Genomic DNA, 18,783 nt, shown 5'->3' with positions numbered 1-18,783 from the left:
GGCAGACTCCGTTCCCACGCCCATTTGCGCGACAAAGTCATATGCTGCCGAATATTTTCGCAGAGTTGCTGAAAATATTCCAGTTTGCAACAGTGCCCCCTCGACGTCATTGCTTGTCGATTTTGATCAACACCGGGGCGAAGGTCAGGAAGGGGAAGTTTGAGCCGTTGAGATTGGCGGTAGGCTCGACGGCGGTTCTGTACTCCTTGCTGGAAGCGCCGTTGCTTGGAGCCGCTGAGAGCTGGCCGTTACTTTCCTGGTCGGTGAAGGGCTTGGTTACGCGGTTGAGGGTGCTCGCCGTCGGCGTGTCGGTGTTGGCCGCCTCCGTCACCTCCAGCACTCCTGGAATGAACTCCGCCAGGATATAATTGTTGCTGACCAACGCCAGTGTACCCTGGGTGATGGAATAGCCGCCCGATGCCCTGAGATCATCCGTGCTCGACAAAGCGCCGGAGAAGACCGTCTCCGCCGTATCGCCATGTCCGAACCCGGCCCCACCCACCGTGTAGGTCAGGGGGCTGGCTTTGTCGCGCCGCCTGACCTTCTGCGAATCGGCCGTGACGACAAGCGCCGCCCTGGCGATGGCGAGCGTTCCCGGCGCGTAGGTGATGTCGTAGTTGCCGGAGGTCAGGCCCGAGGCCGTCAGCGCGTAGGTGCCAGCGTTGACCGCCCCTTGCGCCGTCCCGCCGTAAGCCAGCGTGCCGCCCAGAACCCCGGCGGTTTCGCCGTTGACGAAGCCGCTGTAGGAGACGCCCGCGCCGCCGGTGTAAGCCAGCCCGTCATAGGTCTTGCCGGCGTTGCTGGCCGTGACCGTCAGCGCCGCCTTGTTGACGGTGAGCGTCCCCGGCGCGTAGGTGATGTCGTAGTTGCCGGAGGTCAGTCCCGAGGCCGTCAGCGTGTAGGTGCCGGCGTTGACCGCCCCTTGTGCCGTCCCGCCGTAAGCCAGCGTGCCGCCCAGAACCCCGGCGGCTTCGCCGTTGACGAAGCCGCTGTAGGAGACGCCCGCGCCGCCGGTGTAAGCCAGCCCGTCATAGGTCTTGCCGGCGTTGTTGGCCGTGACGACAAGCGCCGCCCTGGCGATGGCGAGCGTTCCCGGCGCGTAGGTGATGTCGTAGTTGCCGGAGGTCAGTCCCGAGGCCGTCAGCGTGTAGGTGCCGGCATTGACCGCCCCTTGCGCCGTCCCGCCGTAAGCCAGCGTGCCGCCCAGAACCCCGGCGGTTTCGCCGTTGACGAAGCCGCTGTAGGAGACGCCCGCACCGCCGGTGTAAGCCTGCCCGTCATAGGTCTTGCCGGCGTTGCTGGCCGTGACGACAAGTGCCGCCCTGGCGATGGCGAGCGTTCCCGGCGCGTAGGTGATGTCGTAGTTGCCGGAGGTCAGTCCCGAGGCCGTCAGCGTGTAGGTGCCGGCGTTGACCGCCCCTTGCGCCGTCCCGCCGTAAGCCAGCGTGCCGCCCAGAACCCCGGCGGTCTCGCCGTTGACGAAGCCGCTGTAGGAGACGCCCGCACCGCCGGTGTAAGCCTGCCCGTCATAGGTCTTGCCGGCGTTGCTGGCCGTGACCGTCAGCGCCGCCTTGTTGACGGTGAGCGTCCCCGGCGTCATGAGAATGTCGTAGCCGAACTGGGTGGAATAGAGGCCGCTGAATGTCAGGTCCGTGCCGGAATAGGTTCCGGCATTGGCGCTGCTCGCCTTGTAGCGCGCCGTCCCCAGAACGTTGGACGCGGTGTGAGGGCTTGGGTTGTAGGTCAGCGTGCCGACCGTCGTGGACACGTCGCTGCCGTCATAGGTCTTCGTTGCGGTCCCGCCCGTCACGGTAAGGCCGGTCATGAAGCTGCGCAGCAGCGGCGCGGTAAAGCCTTCATAGATGCGCCAGACGGTGGAGGTTCCGCCCTTGTCCTCGATGTCCCAACCCGCATCGGTAAAGTTGGAAAGCGTCATCATGCCGGCGCTGTCGAGGCCGGTGACGCCGGTGGCGCTTCCCGTTCCGATACCCGCCGTCAGCCCCGAGGTCGTGGTGTTCCAGAAGCTGTTGGACGTGGCGCCGCCGAGGCGTTCCCCGATCAATCCACCCAGATGCGCACCCGTGGCGGCGCTGGTGACGCTGCCCGTGGCGTAGCTGTTGCTGATCGTCGCCATGTCGGCGTTCAACCCGACCAGACCACCCAGATTGTTGGAGGATGCTCCACCCGTGACCGTTCCCGTGGCATAGGCGTTCGCAATGCTGCCGCTGCCCAGATGGTAGCCGACCAGCCCGCCCACATTCGTGCCGGTGCCGTGCGTGGAGCCGGTGGCGAAGGAATTGGCGATGCTCCCGTCGTTCTCTCCAACGAGATTGCCGACATCCGTCCCCGCACCCGTAACGGTTCCGTCGCTGTAGCTGCCGGTGATGGTGCCGTGATTCACGCCAGCCAGAGCGCCGACATTGTTCAGGCCCGACACATTGGCAGAGGACAGGCGGACGTTGCTGACCGTTGCGCTCGCCCCGATCACACCGAACAGGCCCTGTTCGCTGCCGGAGGGCCGGGCAATCGTCAGATTCGAGATGCTGTATCCCTGACCGTCGAGCGTGCCGGCGAAGGGCGTTGCGCTGGTGCCGATCGGGCTGAAGCCGGCGCCGGCGTTCCAGGTCGTGGTGCCGCTGGCGTCGATCGCCCCGGCGAGCCGGAAGCTCTTCGCCGCGAGGCTGGTCGACCCCATGCCCTGGAGGCCGTAGGCGTCGGCGATCCGGTAGGGGGTAGCCACGGAACCGTCGCCGCCCGTCGCGCGAAGGAAGGTGGCCCCCGAGGTCAGGCGGAAGTCGGTCGCGGCGAAGTCCGGCAGCATGCCGGCGATCTGGCTCCAGGTGCCTCCGGTCAGGCGGAAGTCGCGCACGGCGACGGCGGCGCTGCTGGTCGTCGTACCGCCGGCCGCGACCGTGAGCGAACCCAGCGGCGCGGAGACGGCGCCGCCCAGCGTGACGTTGCCGTTGTCGCTGGTCGTCAGGGTCAGGCCCGCCGCGTCGCTCCAGGACAGCGGGGCGTTCACCGTCAGGGCGCCGGCGGCGGTCAGCCCGACCGTGCCGCTGACCCCGAAAGTACCGCCGCTGTTCAGCGTCAGCAGGCCGCCCGAACCGAGCGACCCGTCGAGGCTGTAGCCCGAGGCGGCGCTGAGATGAACGCCGTACCCCGCCGTCGTGGTCAGCGGGGCGAAGGAGCTGCTGGACAGGAAGGACAGGTCGGTGTCGCTGAAGGAGCCGCGGGTGGTGGCGTAGCCGGTTCGCGTGGCCGACAGGCTGCTTTTCCCCGCGACCAGATGGACCGCCGAGCCGTAGATGTCGAGGCCGGTGACGCCCGCCGTCGTCACGGTGTCGGCGAAGGCCGCACCCTTGGTCGCATGGTTGTCGAGATAGGTCAGCGCCCCGGCGGCGTTGATCGAGCCGGCCGCCCCGAGGATGTAGTAGAAGCCGTCGGCGCCGCTCACCGCGCTGCCGAACGCCGTGCCGTTCGTCACGGCGGCGACCGTCGCGCCGGCCAGCGCCGTGGTGCCGGCGTTGCTGTAGGCCTTTCCCGACACCGCGACCGGGGTCGTGGCGTGGGACCAGCCGAAATAGGGGTAGAGGCCGGCGCCGGTGCCCCAGATCGTGCCGGAGAACCCGGTGGGCAGGGTGCCTTGCAGTTGGGCGGTTGTCCTGCCGGTGATTCCGCCGCCGCCGCCGCCGATGCCGGTGCCCAATCCGCTGGTCTGGCTGTTCCAATAGGCGTTGGTGATCGCCGAAGGGCTGTTGTTGTTGTAGCCGCCGAAGCCGCCGACCTGTGACGGGCCGGTGACATAGCCGGTCGCATAGGCGTTGGCGATGGTGCCGGTGGGGCCGTTGACGCCGATGAAGCCGCCGATGGTGTTGGCGCCACCGGTGCCGATCACCCGGCCGCTGGCGTAGGAGTCGGTGATGGCGCCCTGGTTGTGACCGACCAGGCCGCCGACCGGACCGGCGGTGCTGCTGACCGTGCCGGTGGCGTAGGACTGGCTGATCGTCCCACCGGTGCCGGCGTTGTAGCCGTTGGTGCCGACCAGCCCGCCGACGTAGCCTTGGCCACTGCTGGTGCCGGTCACGCTGCCGCTGGCGGACGATTTCGTGACCACCCCGCCGTACTCGTTGAGGCCGACGAGACCACCGACGTCGTAGCCGGGGCTGGTGACACTGCCGCTGGCCGAGGAGGAGGTGACCGTGCCGGCGTTGTTGACGCCGATCAGGCCGCCGACCTCGCCCGCGCCGGTTCCCGCGCCGATGACGGTCGCGCCGGACGCCGCGTTGGTGACCGTGCCTTGCCGAAGATAGCCGACCAGGGCGCCGACATTGCTCTGGCCGGTGACCGTGCCGCCGGCCAGGGTGACGTTGCTGATCGCCGCGCTTGGGCCCGCATAGCCGAACAGCCCGACGTAGGGGGTGGACGGCCGGTCGATGGTCAGCCCGGTGATCCTGTGGTTCTGGCCGTCCAGGCTGCCGGTGAATTGGGAACCGGACTTGCCGACCGGCACGAAGCCGCCGGCCCCCCACAGGCCGGCGTATCTGCCGGAATCGGCGGTGAAGGCGCTGCCGAAATCGATGTCGGCGCCGAGCGTGTAGCTGGCCTTCAGATCCAGCTCCATCAGTTGCAGCGCCGCCGGGGTTGCGATCACCGTCGAATATTGGCTGCGCAGCATGGGCCGGGTTTCCCCGGCGATCATCACCCAGTCGTTGGTGAAGTCGAACCCGGCGTAGGTCGCCTGTTGCCGTGCGTTGACGGAGGAGACCTCGTTGCCGTAGCTGCTCGGTTGGCCGGTGGTGCCGCTGTCCCAATAGGCGTTGGTCGTGGTCGCCAAACCGCCCGCGACCGGACCGCCGATCAGGCCGCCGACGTCGGTCGTGCCGGTCACCTTGCCGCTGGCATACACACGGGCCAGCGTACCGCCCATATCGGTCCCGCCGACCAGACCGCCCGTGAACGCGCCCGTTCCGGTCACCGGGCCGGTGGCATAGGAATCGGAGATGTTGGAGTAGCGCGCCCGACCGACCAGGCCGCCGGTTTGCGTCACACCGGTGACGGTGGCCGCCGAGGAGGAACTGAGCAGCGTCGAGGAATCCGTCACACCGACAATGCCGCCGGTTTGCTCGATCATCCCCTTCACGCTGCCCGTCACATGGACGTTGCTGACCTTTGCGCCGCTGGCCGTGCCCACGACGGCACCGACGCGGCTGCCGCCCGTAATGTTGACATTGGACAGCGTGACGTCGCGGACGATGTTGGTCGTGTTGCCGACCAGCGCCACGTTCGAAGCGCCGGGGCGATTGACGAACAGCTTGTCGATCACATGGCCCAAGCCATGGATCTGGCCGCTCACACCCGAAATCGGCGTGAAGCCCGCGCCGCCGTTCCATCCGGTGGTTGCCGAGGCGTCGATGTCCGCGACGATCGCGTGATTGGTGGCGGTGGCGTTACGGACATTGTTCAGGTCGTTGAGACTGCGGATCAGCGTGAAGGCAGAACCACCCGCCGAGAAGGCGGAGTTGCTGCCCGACAGCGTGACGCGCGCGCCGCCGCGCAGATGATAATCCTTGCCGCTGCCATAATTCAGGACCAGTCCGGCGCTGTTCCCGGTCGCGGTGATGTCCTTGTCGATGTAGATGTCGCCCGCCGCATTGAGCGTCAGCGTCGTGTTGGCGCTCCAATGGATCGGGGCCGCCACCGTGATGTCGCCGGCCTGGCTGCCGCCCGTCCCGGTGGTGACGGTGACGCCGGTCGAGGCCAGCGCGTTGGTCAGGGTGGTGACGTTGATGACGGTGTCGTTGGCGGTGGCCGTGAAGCCGCTCCCGCTGTCGGCCGCCGCCGAGATGGTAACGTTGTATGGGTCGATCAGCCAGTTGCCGGTCTTGCCCTTGTCGGCCAGCGTCGTCACCTTGGCGCCGGGTGTGATCGTCACCGTGGCGGCGGAGGTTTCGACATGGCCGCCGTCACCGCCTTTCGGAGCGGAGGCGTCGATGCGACCACCGACCTTGACCTCGCCACCCTGCATTCCGGCGAGCAAATCGATCCTGCCGGCCTTGCCGCCAGCCCCATGGGCGATGGTTTGCGCCTCGACCGTGCCGGTGTTGGACACAACCGACGACACGGCGGCGCTGGCGCCCTGCGCGGTCATCAGCACCCGACCGCCGCTGGCGGAGATCAGCCCGCCATTCTCGATAAGTGCCGCGGTGGTCGCGCTATCGACCTCGATCTTCAGATGGCCGTTGGCCCCGGCATCCAACGTCACCTTGGCCCCGGCGGCCAGCGCGACGCTGCCGTTGCGCGCGTTGATGGTTCCCTGGTTGGATACGGTGCCGCCGATCAGCACCACCGATCCACCGTCATGGGCGTTGATGCTGCCCTGATTGATGACCGATCCGGTTGCCCCCTGGTCGGTGAAGACGTCCCGACCGGCCATGAAGTCCTGGTTGGCGATGTCGGCCGTGGAGGCGACCAGCCCGCCGACGTCGACCCGCGCGCTCTTGCTGAACAGCACGCCGTTGGGGTTGACCACATAGACCTTGCCGTTCGCCGACAACTTGCCCGCGATCACGCTGCCCGCGCCCTGGGTCACACGATTCAAGGTGACGGAGGAAGCGTCCGGCTGCTTGAAATCCACGGACGCACCGGCGCCGACGTCGAAGCTCTTCCAATTGACGATGCCGCGCGACGAGCCTTGCGTCACCGTCATGGCGGCGCCGTTCTCGGAGATCGACACCGAGCCGGCGACGACCTGGCCGCCGGTTGGCAGCGCATTCGCGGCGGGATCGGCCATGGCTCCGCCCGATGCGACGACCATCCCGACCAGGGCGACAGCCCCGACCGCGTAGCCGCCGCCCTTGGCCATTTCCGGCGCGACGACCCAAAGCCCCTTGGCACGGTTCCAGATAAGCCGATAGGCCCGGTTCATCCCGCCGTGATCGTACATGGACCTGTCTCCTGATCAGAACATCTTGGTGACCGTGAACCAGCCCCACGGGCCGGTCTTGCTGCCGTCCTGGTTGCGGCCCGAAACGCGGCTGCCCTGGTTGGGTCCGAACGGCACCGCCGCCATCAGGCTGACGCCGACATCTCCGGCCAGCGCGTAGTTCACGCCCAGCCCGGCGCCGAACAGCGGGTAGAGGTTGGGGGTGTCGTCATCCGCGCTCCACCCCTCCCAGGTTTTCGCATGCTGGCGGATCAGGCCGGCGCTGACGAAGCCGAACAGGTCGAGTCCGGCGGCCCACCCCTCCGTCACCGGGCGGTGAAGCTCGAGGTTGGCGACGAAGCCGCTGTCTCCCATCCCCTCGTTGACCGGATAGGCGCGCACCCCATACGGACCGCCCAGGGCGAATTTCTCCGAGCTGTCCAGATTCGTGTTCGTCCACTGACCGCTGAGGCGCCCGCGCAGGAAAAGATCACTGGAAATGGCCTGATCGCGCCGCAGGTCGAAGGAAAGCTTGGCGAAGCGGCCATCCGTCCTGGCCGATACGGCATCCAGCGCCGCGTCGTCGGCCAGCCGCGACAGGTCGAGCGAACCGACCGTGACCATGATCTGGTAGGCGGTCAGCCCCCCGCCGCCCCAGCCGTCGGAGCGGTCGCCGGCCACGCTGAAGCTCGCCTTGTGCATCCGCTTGCGGTGGGCTGCTCCGCCCAGCAGGTCGTCGTCGTAGCGGCCATGCTCATAGGCCAGCCGCGCGTACAACGTCTCGTCCGGGCTGCGGATCAGGGGGTAGGAGAGATCCGCGCCCTGGGTCAGGGCCATGCCCTTGCCGTCGGTGTCCTTGAAGGAGCCGCCCAGCCGGTAGCGGAGCGCGCTGGCCATCACCCCGGCCCGCCAGCCGTCCGGCCCCAGGGGAACGCTCCACCCTGCCTGACCGTAGTTGATGCCCGCCGATCGAAGGGCCAGACCGGTGATCTGGTCGCCATACCCGGTCAGATTGTTGAGCGACACCGAGGCGTTGCCCCGGTACAGCCCCGTCGCGCGGGTGCCCGCGTTGTCGGCACCGGCACTCGCGGTGAGGAAAGCCGTGTCCTGGATGTCCAGCGCAAGGTCGCTGGTGCCCGGAGCGGTTCCGGCCTTGAGCGTGCCGTTCACCACGACGCCGGGTAGGTCGTTGGCCAGCAGAAGCCCGTGCTCCAGCCCCGCCAGCGAATAGGGTTCACCCGGCTTCAGACGGCTGCCCACCATCTCCTCGACAAAGGTGCCATTGGCCCGTGTCTCGCCATCCTTGCGGATGATCTTGCCGAACCGCCCCTCGACCACCTCGATGCGGATGGTGCCGTCGTTGACCTCCTGGGCCGGAAGGAAGGCGCGGGCGAAATAGCCGCGTTCGCGATAGGCATCGGCGATCGCTTGGGCGGCGTTCCGCAGATCGCCCAGGCTCTGCTCCTTCCCCGTCCGGTCCTTCAGAAGCGCTTCGAGTTCGCTCGCCGGGATCAGGCTCGCGCCCTGTATGATGAAGCGGGTCACCATGATGCGGGGGCCGGATTCCGGCACGACTTCCGGCTGAGCCGGCGCGGCGGGCGGACGCTGCGGGGCGATGTCAGGCATGCCTTGGCGAAGCTGGCGCTGAAGCGCTCCCGCATCGGGCGCCACCTGTCCCTGTGCCGGAACCGTCGTCAAGCCGACGACGCCGATCAGCGTGGCGGTCGCGACCAGACGGCGCATAGTGGGGGAAGCCGCGGACGAGGCCAACACACAGCCACCCTTCGCAGGAAAACGATCAGACCGATTGAAGGCCGGTCGCCGAACCAGTTGCTTACCCACCCGACCATCCCCTTCGTCTTTTGCCCAACCAACGAGGCAACACGACGGCGTTCGCCCCCGGACCCATACGAATGGAGCAATCCACTCACACCCGCAGAACTCCGATGCGCCGCCGATTGTCGAACTTTCGCTATAGCAAAGTAATTTTGCTAGAGGATAATTATTATATACGCATCATTAAGAGGATCCTGCGTTAAAAGGCGCCTTTCAGGCCCATCATTCAACGATCTACCATCCAAAAATTCGGTGATCTGCTGTTATTTTCTTGCATAGTTAGCACAGAACTGCGGATGAGCTATCAAAGGTTGCAATCTTTGTAGCGGCATTCATCAATCGCATCGAGAATCGACCTATCGGTCCCGGCCTATCGGTTCCAGGCTTCCGTGGACGCCCAATGCGGAGTTCATGATCGGCCGCCGCCTCCGCGCCCGGACTCTGCTTGCCCAGAAGGTCGAAGCTATGGTCGACGGCATGGTCATGAACATCATGACCAGCCTCGGCATGCCGGCCTCCCGAAAGTTGTCTAAACCCGGAAGCGTTTCACTAAGTGAGGTGATGTGGTGGACGGCCCTTTTCCCCAAATGCCGGTGAAAAGCGTTGGACGTCGAAGACACCACCTCAGGTTGGGTATATTTCCCAACGAGGAAGCGATTACGAGGCTCATCGGTGCGATATTGCTGGAGCAAAACGATGAATGGGCCGTTCAGCGGGCGCGATACATGACGCTTGTATGGGAAATTCGTCGTCAAGCACTTTGCATCAAGAACTCCATTCCTTTGTTCGGCTGGGATGGACCATTCCTTCGTCCCGACCTGACACCCCGTCAGCAGCGCGCGCAGGGACGGTCAAGGAGGCCCGCAGGGCACCGCGCAGCGGCGCGCAGCGTCCTTGACCGTTCTGAGCACGCTGCTGTGCTCGATGGTCAGGCTGGGCGAGGCGGTCGGAGGAGGAACCGGCTTGCAGAGCGCACGAGGTGCGCTGCGACCTTGTATTCGGTGGGCGAAACGCCCGTACCATGATGCAGGCATCCGCATCGTCAGCCAAGCTCCGGTGCGGCGGTCCCTATCTGGAAAGCGGTACGAAGACCACGTCATGTACCGGGCTGCCGCCACCTCGGACCCGCCAGAACAGCCAAGTGGCTACTGCCAACCCGCCGTCCCGTCGAGAGCTACGCCGCCGCAGGATCAGGTCGGACGAGAGCGCCCTGGGGCACTTCGCCGGTCTTCACCATCCGCCACAATGCGATCAACAGCTTACGGGCGAGTGCGACGATCAACGCCATGCGGGTTCGCCCCCGGCCATCGGCCGTGCGTTCCCGATACCATTTCACCAACGCGCTCTCCTTCTGAAAGACAAGGAAGCGCCACGCGAGTTGGACCATGGCTTTTCGGACCCGCGCATTACCGGCGCGCGATAATCCGCGCTCGCGGCGGCGCGCACCGCTCTCATCAGGAGACCCGGTCAATCCGGCATAGCGGGCAACCGCCCGGCGATCCCGCAGATCGCGCAGCAGGATCTCTTGCACCAACAGGTCGGCCGTCTCCACGCCGACACCGACCACGCGCGACAGCATGCGGAGCATACCGTCGGCGCGGCTGCGCTGCGGAGCGGCCTGGGCAATGCGGTCCATACGCTCGCGCTCAATCTCGGCGATCTGTTCCTCAACCATCCGAAGCCGGGCTGTATCGCGGCGAAGTTCTGCCAGCGTGTTTGCGGGGATCATCCCACCCTCAGGGGTCCGTAGCTTGTCCAGTCGTTCGGCCGTCTTGCGCAGTGCCGGATTGACGTTGCGAATGCCGAGACGGGCGAAGGTCGCCTTCATCCGGTTCACGATCCGGGTGCGCTCGGCCACCAGGTTCTCACGCTCGCGCGTCGGGCGCTTGGCGTCTTCTTCATCGATCCCTGGCACGGCCACCATAGAGCAATGCCCAGCTTCGCCACGCAACCAGCCCAGCAGGACGCGCATGAGCAGCGTTGTATCGAGCCGGTCGGTCTTGGCGCGGCGACGGTCACGCGATACCGCTACGCTGCTGGCGTGGATGACCTGGGCTTCTATGCCTCGGGTTCGCAGCCAGCGTGCCAGCCAGAACCCATCCCGCCCGGACTCGTACGCAACCACGACACGTGTGATCGTTCGGCCGGCGGCTATCGCCTCGCAGCGCCAACCATCCAGGAGGAGCAGAAGGTCGTTCTCGTCGGGGCTGAGCTTCTTCAAGGGACGGCGGTCGACGCCAGGGACAAGCCCGGCAACAAGCCACGTGGACAGGCTCATCTCAATGACCGCAACCAGGGTTTCTTCGGGAACGAAGGTGGCCGTCGAGCGGCCGATCTCGGGCTGCTGCATGGGAGCGTCTCCATCGGTTCCAAATGCCTCAGCGTGCCGCAACATCACGCTGTCCCATAGCATCTGGAAACCATCGCCCCGCTCGGCGATGATCCCATCGTCAGCCTGCCCGCTGTGGCCGCCTGACCATCCAGCCAGACCGGCCGGAGAACCTGATGAGCGGCCCAGGTCCTACACCACGCCTCGGGGCACGATCGGTCAAGATCAGTCAGCGCCTAAATATTCCTTTAATAGGAACGATAATTATGTTGGTTCTATTTTTACATCAGGAACCCTGCGGCGTTTCTGATGGGTAAGGGACAAATTCAGCGCCATGCGCGGGGTCCGATTATATTGAATTTAATCAAGCATTGGGCCAATCCCCATACCGTTTACGGGCACAATGTAATTACCTATTGAGACATAGCCAAAGTCCTACCCCTGCCATCTAGGCTTGGTTGCAATCAATCAGCTCGACACGATATAAGCGGCATCGGCATAACCGCGGATAAATGCGCGCGGCCGGCGAAACACTCTGCGCATATTAATAAATTTCGTTATTTGACCGGCTTTCCTACCGGAAGTGACACATGCGATGGACCCGCTTACCAGGCTGAGACTCTACGTCGTGTCGGCCGATCCCGGGCTTGTTGGGCTTCGAACGGGCGTGCGCGTCATGGTGGCCGTCGCAGCGGTCTGCCTCGCGCTTCTTGTGCTCGGTCGCTGGGTTCCCATGACGGCGCCGGCCTATGTGCTCGGCATGATCTCCGCGATCGAGGGAGCCGCCCTGATCAATGACCCGACGGTCGCAGCACGTGCCGTAACCCGCGTCTATGCTGCCCTGGGCGGTTTCATCGCGATCGCCGGTATATCGGTGACCGAGAGTGCACTGATTTGGATCGATGCCTGGCTCCTGACCGTCATCTTCCTTGCCGCTTATGCACGGCGGTTCGGCCCCCGCTGGCAGGCCGTTGGCATGTTCACCTTCATGTGCGGGGTGTTAGGGGCGTTCCTCAAAGCCCCGGAACGCGACCTCTTGGAGATTGCGCTTGCCCTGATGCTATCCGGATTGGTTGCGCATCTGGTGCGCGGGCACGTTATGCCCGAACGGCCATCTCGCGATTTCCGCCGCGTCGTCAATGGCACCATGTCCCTTTCCAAGCAACTTCGCCGGATGATCGGGGGCGTCGCGGCGACACAGAAGGACAAGCGCTGGAACGATGCTCTGCTGATTGCGAGCCGGCTGCGCAACGACATTCGCATGTGCCAGGACTACCTCCCATTGACGGTGGAAGGTCCCGGCGCCGAACGAAACTCGGCCATAACCCGGCGGCTGCTGGACTTGCAACTGACTACCGAAGCCGCTCTGGACGCGTTCTCGGCAACTGCGCTTTCCCGGCGCCAAGCTGATCCGAGCAGAATCGAGCGCGAACTGATCGCGATGAAGGATGCCGAGGCGCGTTTTCAGGCCGCAGTGGCGGAACTGCCGGTCTCGTTCCCCGAGGGCTTGACCTCCGCTCCACCCGCCTCCTCCCCAAAGCCTTTTCCTGCTCGGGGCGAATGGCTGAAGGACCAACAGTTTCGCTTCGCCCTCCAGATCACTCTGGCCTGCGCCCTTGCCATGCTGGGAGGGTACCTGATCGGTTCGGACCGCTGGTACTGGGCCGTGATGAGCGCGTTCCTGATCTTCATGAACACCCAATCGGCCGGTGCCGTTACGCTCCGCGGCATCAGCCGTACTACGGGCAGTCTTGCCGGCATCGCTCTAGGCATTGGCCTCGCCACGTTGGTCCGGGGCAATCTCTACCTGACCGTTCCATTGATCGCGATCTCCATCTTCGGCGCGTTCTACCTGCCCCGCATTTCCTATGCCGGGATGAATGTCTGCATCAACGTGGCCATCTCGCTCGTCTATGGCTTGATCGGCATCTTCACCCCCGAGCTTCTGGTGCTTCGCCTGGAAGAAACCGCAATCGGCGCCGCAGCTGGCATCTTCGCCGCTCGTGCTGTGCTGCCGGTTCGAACCACGCGCATAGCCGAGCAGGCGATGAACCACTTCCTGCTTTCCCTGCGGGACCTCGTTCACGTCATCATCAAGCTTGACGGCGAACATCAGGATAAGTCTCTGACCAATGCCGCCAGTGCCGCGGACAAGGCCCTTGCCGATGTGGTGAAGGCCTATGATCCCCTTCTCCGTTTCCGGACCATGGGCATCGCCGGGGCCAGGACCCGCAATCCCCTGCGCCGGGTCTATCTCCTCGCCTACGCCGCTCATCTGCTTGAGCACAGCTTTCGCAAGACCAAGCCGACTGATGCCGAAGCGGAGGCGCTTCGGGCCATAAGGGAGCGTTTGGGGGTGGTCGCGGGCGAAGGTGTCGCTGCCGATCGCTCCACCCCCGCCGCTGACGATAGGCTTAAGGAACATGAGACAGAGCTAGCTGTTGCCGACGAGCCTGTACGCTATGCTCTGGAGATCATGGAGGAAATCCTGCAGCAGGTTGAATCTGGCGAGTGATGGGTGTGTTCGCCATGGGCCAGCGCCGGGATCGCGCAGACGAACAGCAGCCAGACCGCAGAATACTTGGATTTTCCAATGTACCAACGACACCATCCATATGGCTCAGCCCACATCGTTGATATCAATCCTCAATGATCGTGGCTCTGCCTTCCTGCACCAAGCGAGCAAGACTGCTCTTCATTTCCTGGAGCTGCTCGGGCGGGTGACCGACCCAATCCTTGACCTCGCCGGAGATCTGCAACGGATCGACCGAACGATAGGACGCGGTCATGTTGCCGGGAAATTTCTTGTCGGTGAGATTTGGATCGTCGTCGAAAGGTCCGGTCGGCTGAACAATGTAAATGCGGCCTCGCCCCTCGCCCTGAGCAAGCTCCGCCCCCCAAGTCGCCGTTTCCACCTTGGCGGTGAAGTAGACGTGCTTCAGACCGTGCCCGACGAAATTGCTTTCAAAGCCGGGCACGATCAGATCGCCAACCCCCAGGTCGGCCTTAGTTCCATGATAGAAGACGGTCCCGGTGGGGACATCCTTGGCGTACATAGTGCCTCATCAAATAGTGTCTACCATAGCAAAGTAGGCCATCTGGTCGTCGTATGCTTTTGCGAACGAGAGTCGGGCTGATCTTGCCACGGTTGGGTGGATCTTGCGCACTTTGCGTGGAGGCAGTGAGCAAACTAGCCCTCAGCGCATCCGTACACACAAAATTTGGCCAAAGAACCACCGTCTCAGCGCATCTGCCGCGGAGAATTGCCCGAGGCTTCGACGAAGATCCACGCAAAGTGTGCAAGTGCCACCGAACCGGGGCAAGATCACTTTAGCGCTGTCCTCATGGAGGAAGAGGCGTCGCGCAAATGCGAGTGACGCCGCTCGGAGAAAGGCCGCACTGCGGCGCGGCAACCCCCATCGGCCAAGCCGCACAGCCGCGGGAAACTGCCGGGCCCGTGCGGGCGGATCGCTGGATATTGCCGCGCTTGAGCTTGATCACGGACGCGTCCGCAGCCGATCATGCCGCGGAGAGCGCCGCGCCCAGGTCAGCATCGGCAACGCTGCTCCATTGAACCGCGTTATGAGGAAGAGACGTGCAGTCAACGATAATCGAAATCTCCGAGCAGAACACGGCGACAGCGGTGCCCGCCCTTCGGGTGCTATGGCCGAAATATGAAGCTGCTGAGATGGTCCGCATCATCGACACTGTTCTGCGGCCGAACGGCTATCGTCTTTTCGGTGTCGTTCCGGCCGAAGGCGAGCCGGCCGCCTGCATTCTGGGATACCGCCTGCAGCACTCCCTGTGGCTGGGAAAATCCTTCTACATCGTCGACATGGCCACGCTGCCGGAATGGCGCGGACATGGCTTCGCCTCCCAACTTCTGGACTGGGCGGTGGAAGAGGCCGGGAGGCTCGGTTGCGACGCGCTCCATCTCGATTCCGGGGTCGGTCCCGACCGGAGCGACGCGCATCGCCTGTACATGTCGAAGCGCTTCCAGATCGGCTGTCACCATTTCGTGCGCAAACTCCGGTAGTTCCCTGGCTCCATTTCCCGACACCGCTGCACCCGAAATACTTCCCGGAACGACGGCGGCGGTACGGGAAATGGAGCCAGGTTGCCGCCCTGGCGCCGATCACTCGGCGGCCAGACGCTGCGTCGGCGGGGAGTGGAACCGTGCCAGTCGATCGCGCAGCTCCGCTTCCGCCTGGGCCAGGGCCTTCTCCTTCACATGCCCATATCCGCGAATGCGATCAGGGAGGGCGGCGATCCGCACCGCCGGTTCCAGCTTGTCCGGCGTAAGGCCGGCCAGCAACTCCATGATCGCCCGTTCGTAGACATCGACCAGCCGGCGCTCGGCCCGGCGCTCGGCGGTGCGGCCGAACGGGTCGAACGGCGTTCCGCGCAGTTTCCTCAGCCTCGCCAGGAACTTGAACGCGGTCAGCATCCAGGGGCCGTAGGCACTCTTCTTCAGGCGACCGGTCTGCGGATCGCGGGCTGCGAGCAAGGGGGGAGCCAGGTGGAAGCGGAGGCGGAAGCCGGTCTCGAACTGCTCACCCAGCCGCGCGAGGAAGGCGCCGTCGGTGTAGAGGCGGGCGACTTCATACTCGTCCTTGTAAGCCATCACCTTGTAGAAGGAGCGCGCCACCGTCTCGGTCAGTTGGACGCTGCCCGCAGCGGCACTCGCCTCGACACGGCGGACCTGATCGACCAGCCGGCGGTAGCGCTCGGCATAGGCGCTGTCCTGGTAGGCGGTCAACTCCGCTACGCGACGGGAAATCAGGACATCGAGATCGGCGGGCGGGGCGGCTTCGGCCGGGGATTTGGCCGGGGATTTGGCCGGGCGATCGACCATCTGGGCTGCCGCTACCGCGCCGGGATCGGCGGCGGCCCGCCGCCCCCAGGCGAATGCCGCCCGGTTTGCGGCGACACCGGTGCCGTTCAGGACGATGGCCTCGTCGATGGCCGAGGCGGACAGCGGGATCAATCCCTTCTGCCAGGCGTAGCCGAGCAGGAACAGGTTCGCCATGATCGCATCGCCGAGCAGCCCGGTGGCGATGGCGGTGGCATCCAGCGCATCGACCGCCTCCCCTCCCCCGCAGGCGTCGGCGACCCGGCGGACCAGCAGCGGCAGCGGCAGTCGTTCGTCCGGGTTGCGGGTGAAGGCGCCGGTGACGGTTTCATGCCGGTTGAGCACCGCACGGGTGCGGCCGGCCCTCATGCGGCTCAGCCCGTCTTCGCCGGCGGCGACCAGCAGATCACAGCCGAGCACCGCATCGGCCCCGCCGGGCGCGATGCGTGCGGCGTGGATCTGATCGGCACGACCGGCCAGCACGATGTGCGACATCACCGCACCGCCCTTCTGCGCCATGCCGGTCTGGTCGAGAATGGAACAGGCCAGCCCCTCCAGATGCGCGGCCATGCCGAGGATCGCGCCGACGGTCACCACGCCGGTGCCGCCGACCCCGGTGACGAGCAGGCGGTAGGGCTGCTCCAGGGCAGGCCGCGCCGGCTCGGGCAGTGCGTCCGCACCGGCGTCCATATCGGCGGCGGGTGCCGGGGCCGGGCGCGACTTGCGCAGCGTGCCGCCTTCCACCGTCACGAAGGAGGGGCAGAAGCCGCCCAGGCAGGAGAAGTCCTTGTTGCAGGAGGATTGGTCGATCGTCCGCTTCGTCCCGAACTCGGTGTCCACCGGCACCACCGACAGGCAGTTCGATTGGGTGGAGCAGTCGCCGCAGCCCTCGCACACCCGTTCGTTGATGACGACGCGGCGGTCGGGGTCCGGCATCCTGCCGCGCTTGCGGCGGCGACGCTTTTCCGCGGCGCAGGTCTGGTCGTAGATCAGCGTCGACACGCCCGGCACCTCGCGGAACTCGCGCTGCACGGCGTCGAGCTCGTCGCGGTGGTGGATGGTGACGTAGGGCGGCAGGCCCGACGACGGCCCGTATTTTTCCGGCTCGTCGCTGACCACGGCGATGCGCTGCACCCCCTCGGCGCGCACCTGCCAGGCGATGGCCTGCGGGGTGAGCTGGCCGTCATGGGGCTGGCCGCCGGTCATGGCGACGGCGTCGTTGAACAGGATCTTGTAGGTGATGTTGACGCCGCCGGCCACCGCCGCGCGGATGGCGAGCAGCCCGGAATGGAAATAGGTGCCGTCGCCGATGTTCTGGAAGATGTGGCGGGTCGGCACGAAGGGCGCCAGCCCGACCCAGTTGGCCCCTTCCGCCCCCATATGGGTGTAGGTGGCGGTGTCGCGGTCCATCGCCTGCGACATCCAGTGGCAACCGATCCCGGCATGGGCCCGCGAACCCTCCGGCACCTTGGTCGAGCTGTTGTGCGGACAGCCGGAACAGAAATAGGGTGTGCGCTTGGCCACCGGCCCCGCGGCGCGGGCGGCCCCGGAATTCTCAAGACGCTCCAGCGCTGCGGCATCCACCTCCACGCCGCAGCGGGCCAGCCGCCGGGCAATGGCCCGGGCGATCTCGGCGACAGACAGCTCATCATGGGAGCGCAGCATCGGCGCACCGGCGTCGTCGCTCTTGCCGGTGACGCGCGGGCGCCGGTCGGCGGGCAGGCCGTAGAGGATGTCCTTGATCTGGCCTTCGATCAGCGGCCGCTTCTCCTCCACCACCAGGATCTCGTCGAGACCAGCCGCGAAGGCGCGCAGGCCGTCGGGCTCCAGCGGCCAGGGCACCGCCACCTTGAAGACGGCGATGCCGAGCGCCGCCGCCTGCCCTTCGCCGATCCCGAGTTCCGACAGCGCCTGCCGGACGTCGAGATAGGCTTTGCCGGCGGTGACGATGCCGAAACGGGCGCCGCTCCCGCCCAGCGCCACGCGGTTCAGGCCGTTGGCGCGGACATAGGCCAGCGCCGCCGGGATCTTGTGCAGATGAAGACGGGCTTCCTGCTCCTGCGGGCTGTCCGGCCAGCGGATGTTGAGGCCGCCGGGCGGCAGGACGAGATCCGCCGGCTGGCGGAGGACCGGAAAGGCCGGATCGAGGGACATCGAGACGCTGCGGTCGGTCAGGTCGGCCGTCACCTTCATGGCGGTCCAGCAGCCGGACAGGCGCGAAAGCGCCCAGCCGTGCAGCCCGTATTCGATCATCTCCGGGATGTCGGCCGGGCTGAGGATCGGCATCATCGCATCGACCAGGGCGTATTCGCTCTGGTGCGAGGTGGTGGAGGATTTGCAGGTGTGGTCGTCGCCAGCCAGCACCAGCACGCCGCCCCGCGCCGCCGAACCGGCGAGGTTGGCATGGCGGAAGGCGTCTCCGGTGCGGTCCACCCCCGGCCCCTTGCCGTACCACAGGCCGAAGACGCCGTCCCACTCTGGCTTGTCCTGCAGATGGATCTGCTGGCTTCCCCACAGGGCAGTGGCGGCCAGATCCTCGTTGACGCCGGGAACGAAGCGGATGTCATGGTCCTGCAGGAAGCCCTGCGCGCGGCCCATCTCCATGTCGATGGTGCCCAGCGGCGAGCCACGGTAGCCGCTGACCAGCCCGGCGGTGCGCAGGCCGGCGGCGCTGTCGCGCCGCTTCTGGAGCAGCGCCATCCTCACCAGCGCCTGCGTCCCGTTCAGGAAAACGCGGCCGTGCTCGGCCCGATACTTGTCGTCCAGCGTCACCGCGCCCGTCATCGCCACGCCGTCCGGCATGAGCGCCCTCCCTCGGTGTCATTGTGCATTCCGAAGTGT

The 18,783-nt window shown here is 65.8% G+C and carries 7 protein-coding genes and 2 pseudogenes; 4 read left to right on the top strand and 5 right to left on the bottom strand.

Going from position 1 to position 18,783, the window contains the following annotated elements:
• Positions 1-106 precede the first annotated feature (106 nt).
• Positions 107-6,946 carry an MBG domain-containing protein gene (locus tag DM194_RS22030; protein ID WP_111069675.1) on the bottom strand — a complete coding sequence of 2,280 codons (6,840 nt, stop codon included), beginning with the start codon at positions 6,944-6,946 and terminating at the stop codon, positions 107-109.
• Between the two features lie 15 nt (positions 6,947-6,961).
• Complete coding sequence (locus DM194_RS22025; RefSeq protein ID WP_111069674.1) at positions 6,962-8,668, bottom strand: ShlB/FhaC/HecB family hemolysin secretion/activation protein; 1,707 nt, start codon at positions 8,666-8,668, stop codon at positions 6,962-6,964.
• A 504-nt stretch (positions 8,669-9,172) separates the two neighbouring features.
• Here DM194_RS22025 and DM194_RS28805 point away from each other — a divergent pair.
• Positions 9,173-9,286, top strand: a pseudogene (locus DM194_RS28805) (IS5/IS1182 family transposase); the annotation flags it as partial.
• 104 nt (positions 9,287-9,390) lie between these two features.
• A pseudogene (locus DM194_RS22015) lies at positions 9,391-9,495 on the top strand (transposase); the annotation flags it as partial.
• Between the two features lie 440 nt (positions 9,496-9,935).
• On the opposite strand, the gene DM194_RS22010 reads toward DM194_RS22015, so the two are convergent.
• The gene (locus DM194_RS22010) at positions 9,936-11,111 is read right to left on the bottom strand and encodes an IS110 family RNA-guided transposase (protein ID WP_111068683.1); all 1,176 of its coding nucleotides are present in this window, start codon (positions 11,109-11,111) and stop codon (positions 9,936-9,938) included.
• A gap of 574 nt (positions 11,112-11,685) precedes the next feature.
• On the opposite strand from DM194_RS22010, the gene DM194_RS22005 reads away from it, so the two are divergent.
• The gene (locus DM194_RS22005; RefSeq protein ID WP_111069672.1) at positions 11,686-13,605 is read left to right on the top strand and encodes an FUSC family protein; all 1,920 of its coding nucleotides are present in this window, start codon (positions 11,686-11,688) and stop codon (positions 13,603-13,605) included.
• A gap of 124 nt (positions 13,606-13,729) precedes the next feature.
• On the opposite strand, the gene arr is transcribed toward DM194_RS22005, so the two are convergent.
• Positions 13,730-14,146, bottom strand: a complete 417-nt coding sequence (arr, locus tag DM194_RS22000) for an NAD(+)--rifampin ADP-ribosyltransferase (RefSeq protein ID WP_111069671.1) — start codon at positions 14,144-14,146, stop codon at positions 13,730-13,732.
• A 632-nt stretch (positions 14,147-14,778) separates the two neighbouring features.
• Between arr and DM194_RS21995 the strand changes: the two genes are divergently transcribed.
• On the top strand, positions 14,779-15,126 hold the full coding sequence (locus tag DM194_RS21995; RefSeq protein WP_246024510.1) for a GNAT family N-acetyltransferase: 348 nt from the start codon (positions 14,779-14,781) through the stop codon (positions 15,124-15,126).
• A 99-nt stretch (positions 15,127-15,225) separates the two neighbouring features.
• Here the strand turns inward: DM194_RS21995 and DM194_RS21990 are convergent, their stop codons facing one another.
• On the bottom strand, positions 15,226-18,744 hold the full coding sequence (locus tag DM194_RS21990) for an indolepyruvate ferredoxin oxidoreductase family protein (protein ID WP_246024509.1): 3,519 nt from the start codon (positions 18,742-18,744) through the stop codon (positions 15,226-15,228).
• Positions 18,745-18,783: the final 39 nt, after the last annotated feature.

This window comes from Azospirillum ramasamyi, from assembly GCF_003233655.1.
In the GTDB taxonomy this organism is placed as follows: Bacteria; Pseudomonadota; Alphaproteobacteria; order Azospirillales; family Azospirillaceae; genus Azospirillum; species Azospirillum ramasamyi.
Note: the sequence above shows the minus strand (reverse complement) of the source record. Positions and strands in the feature narration are given on the sequence as shown.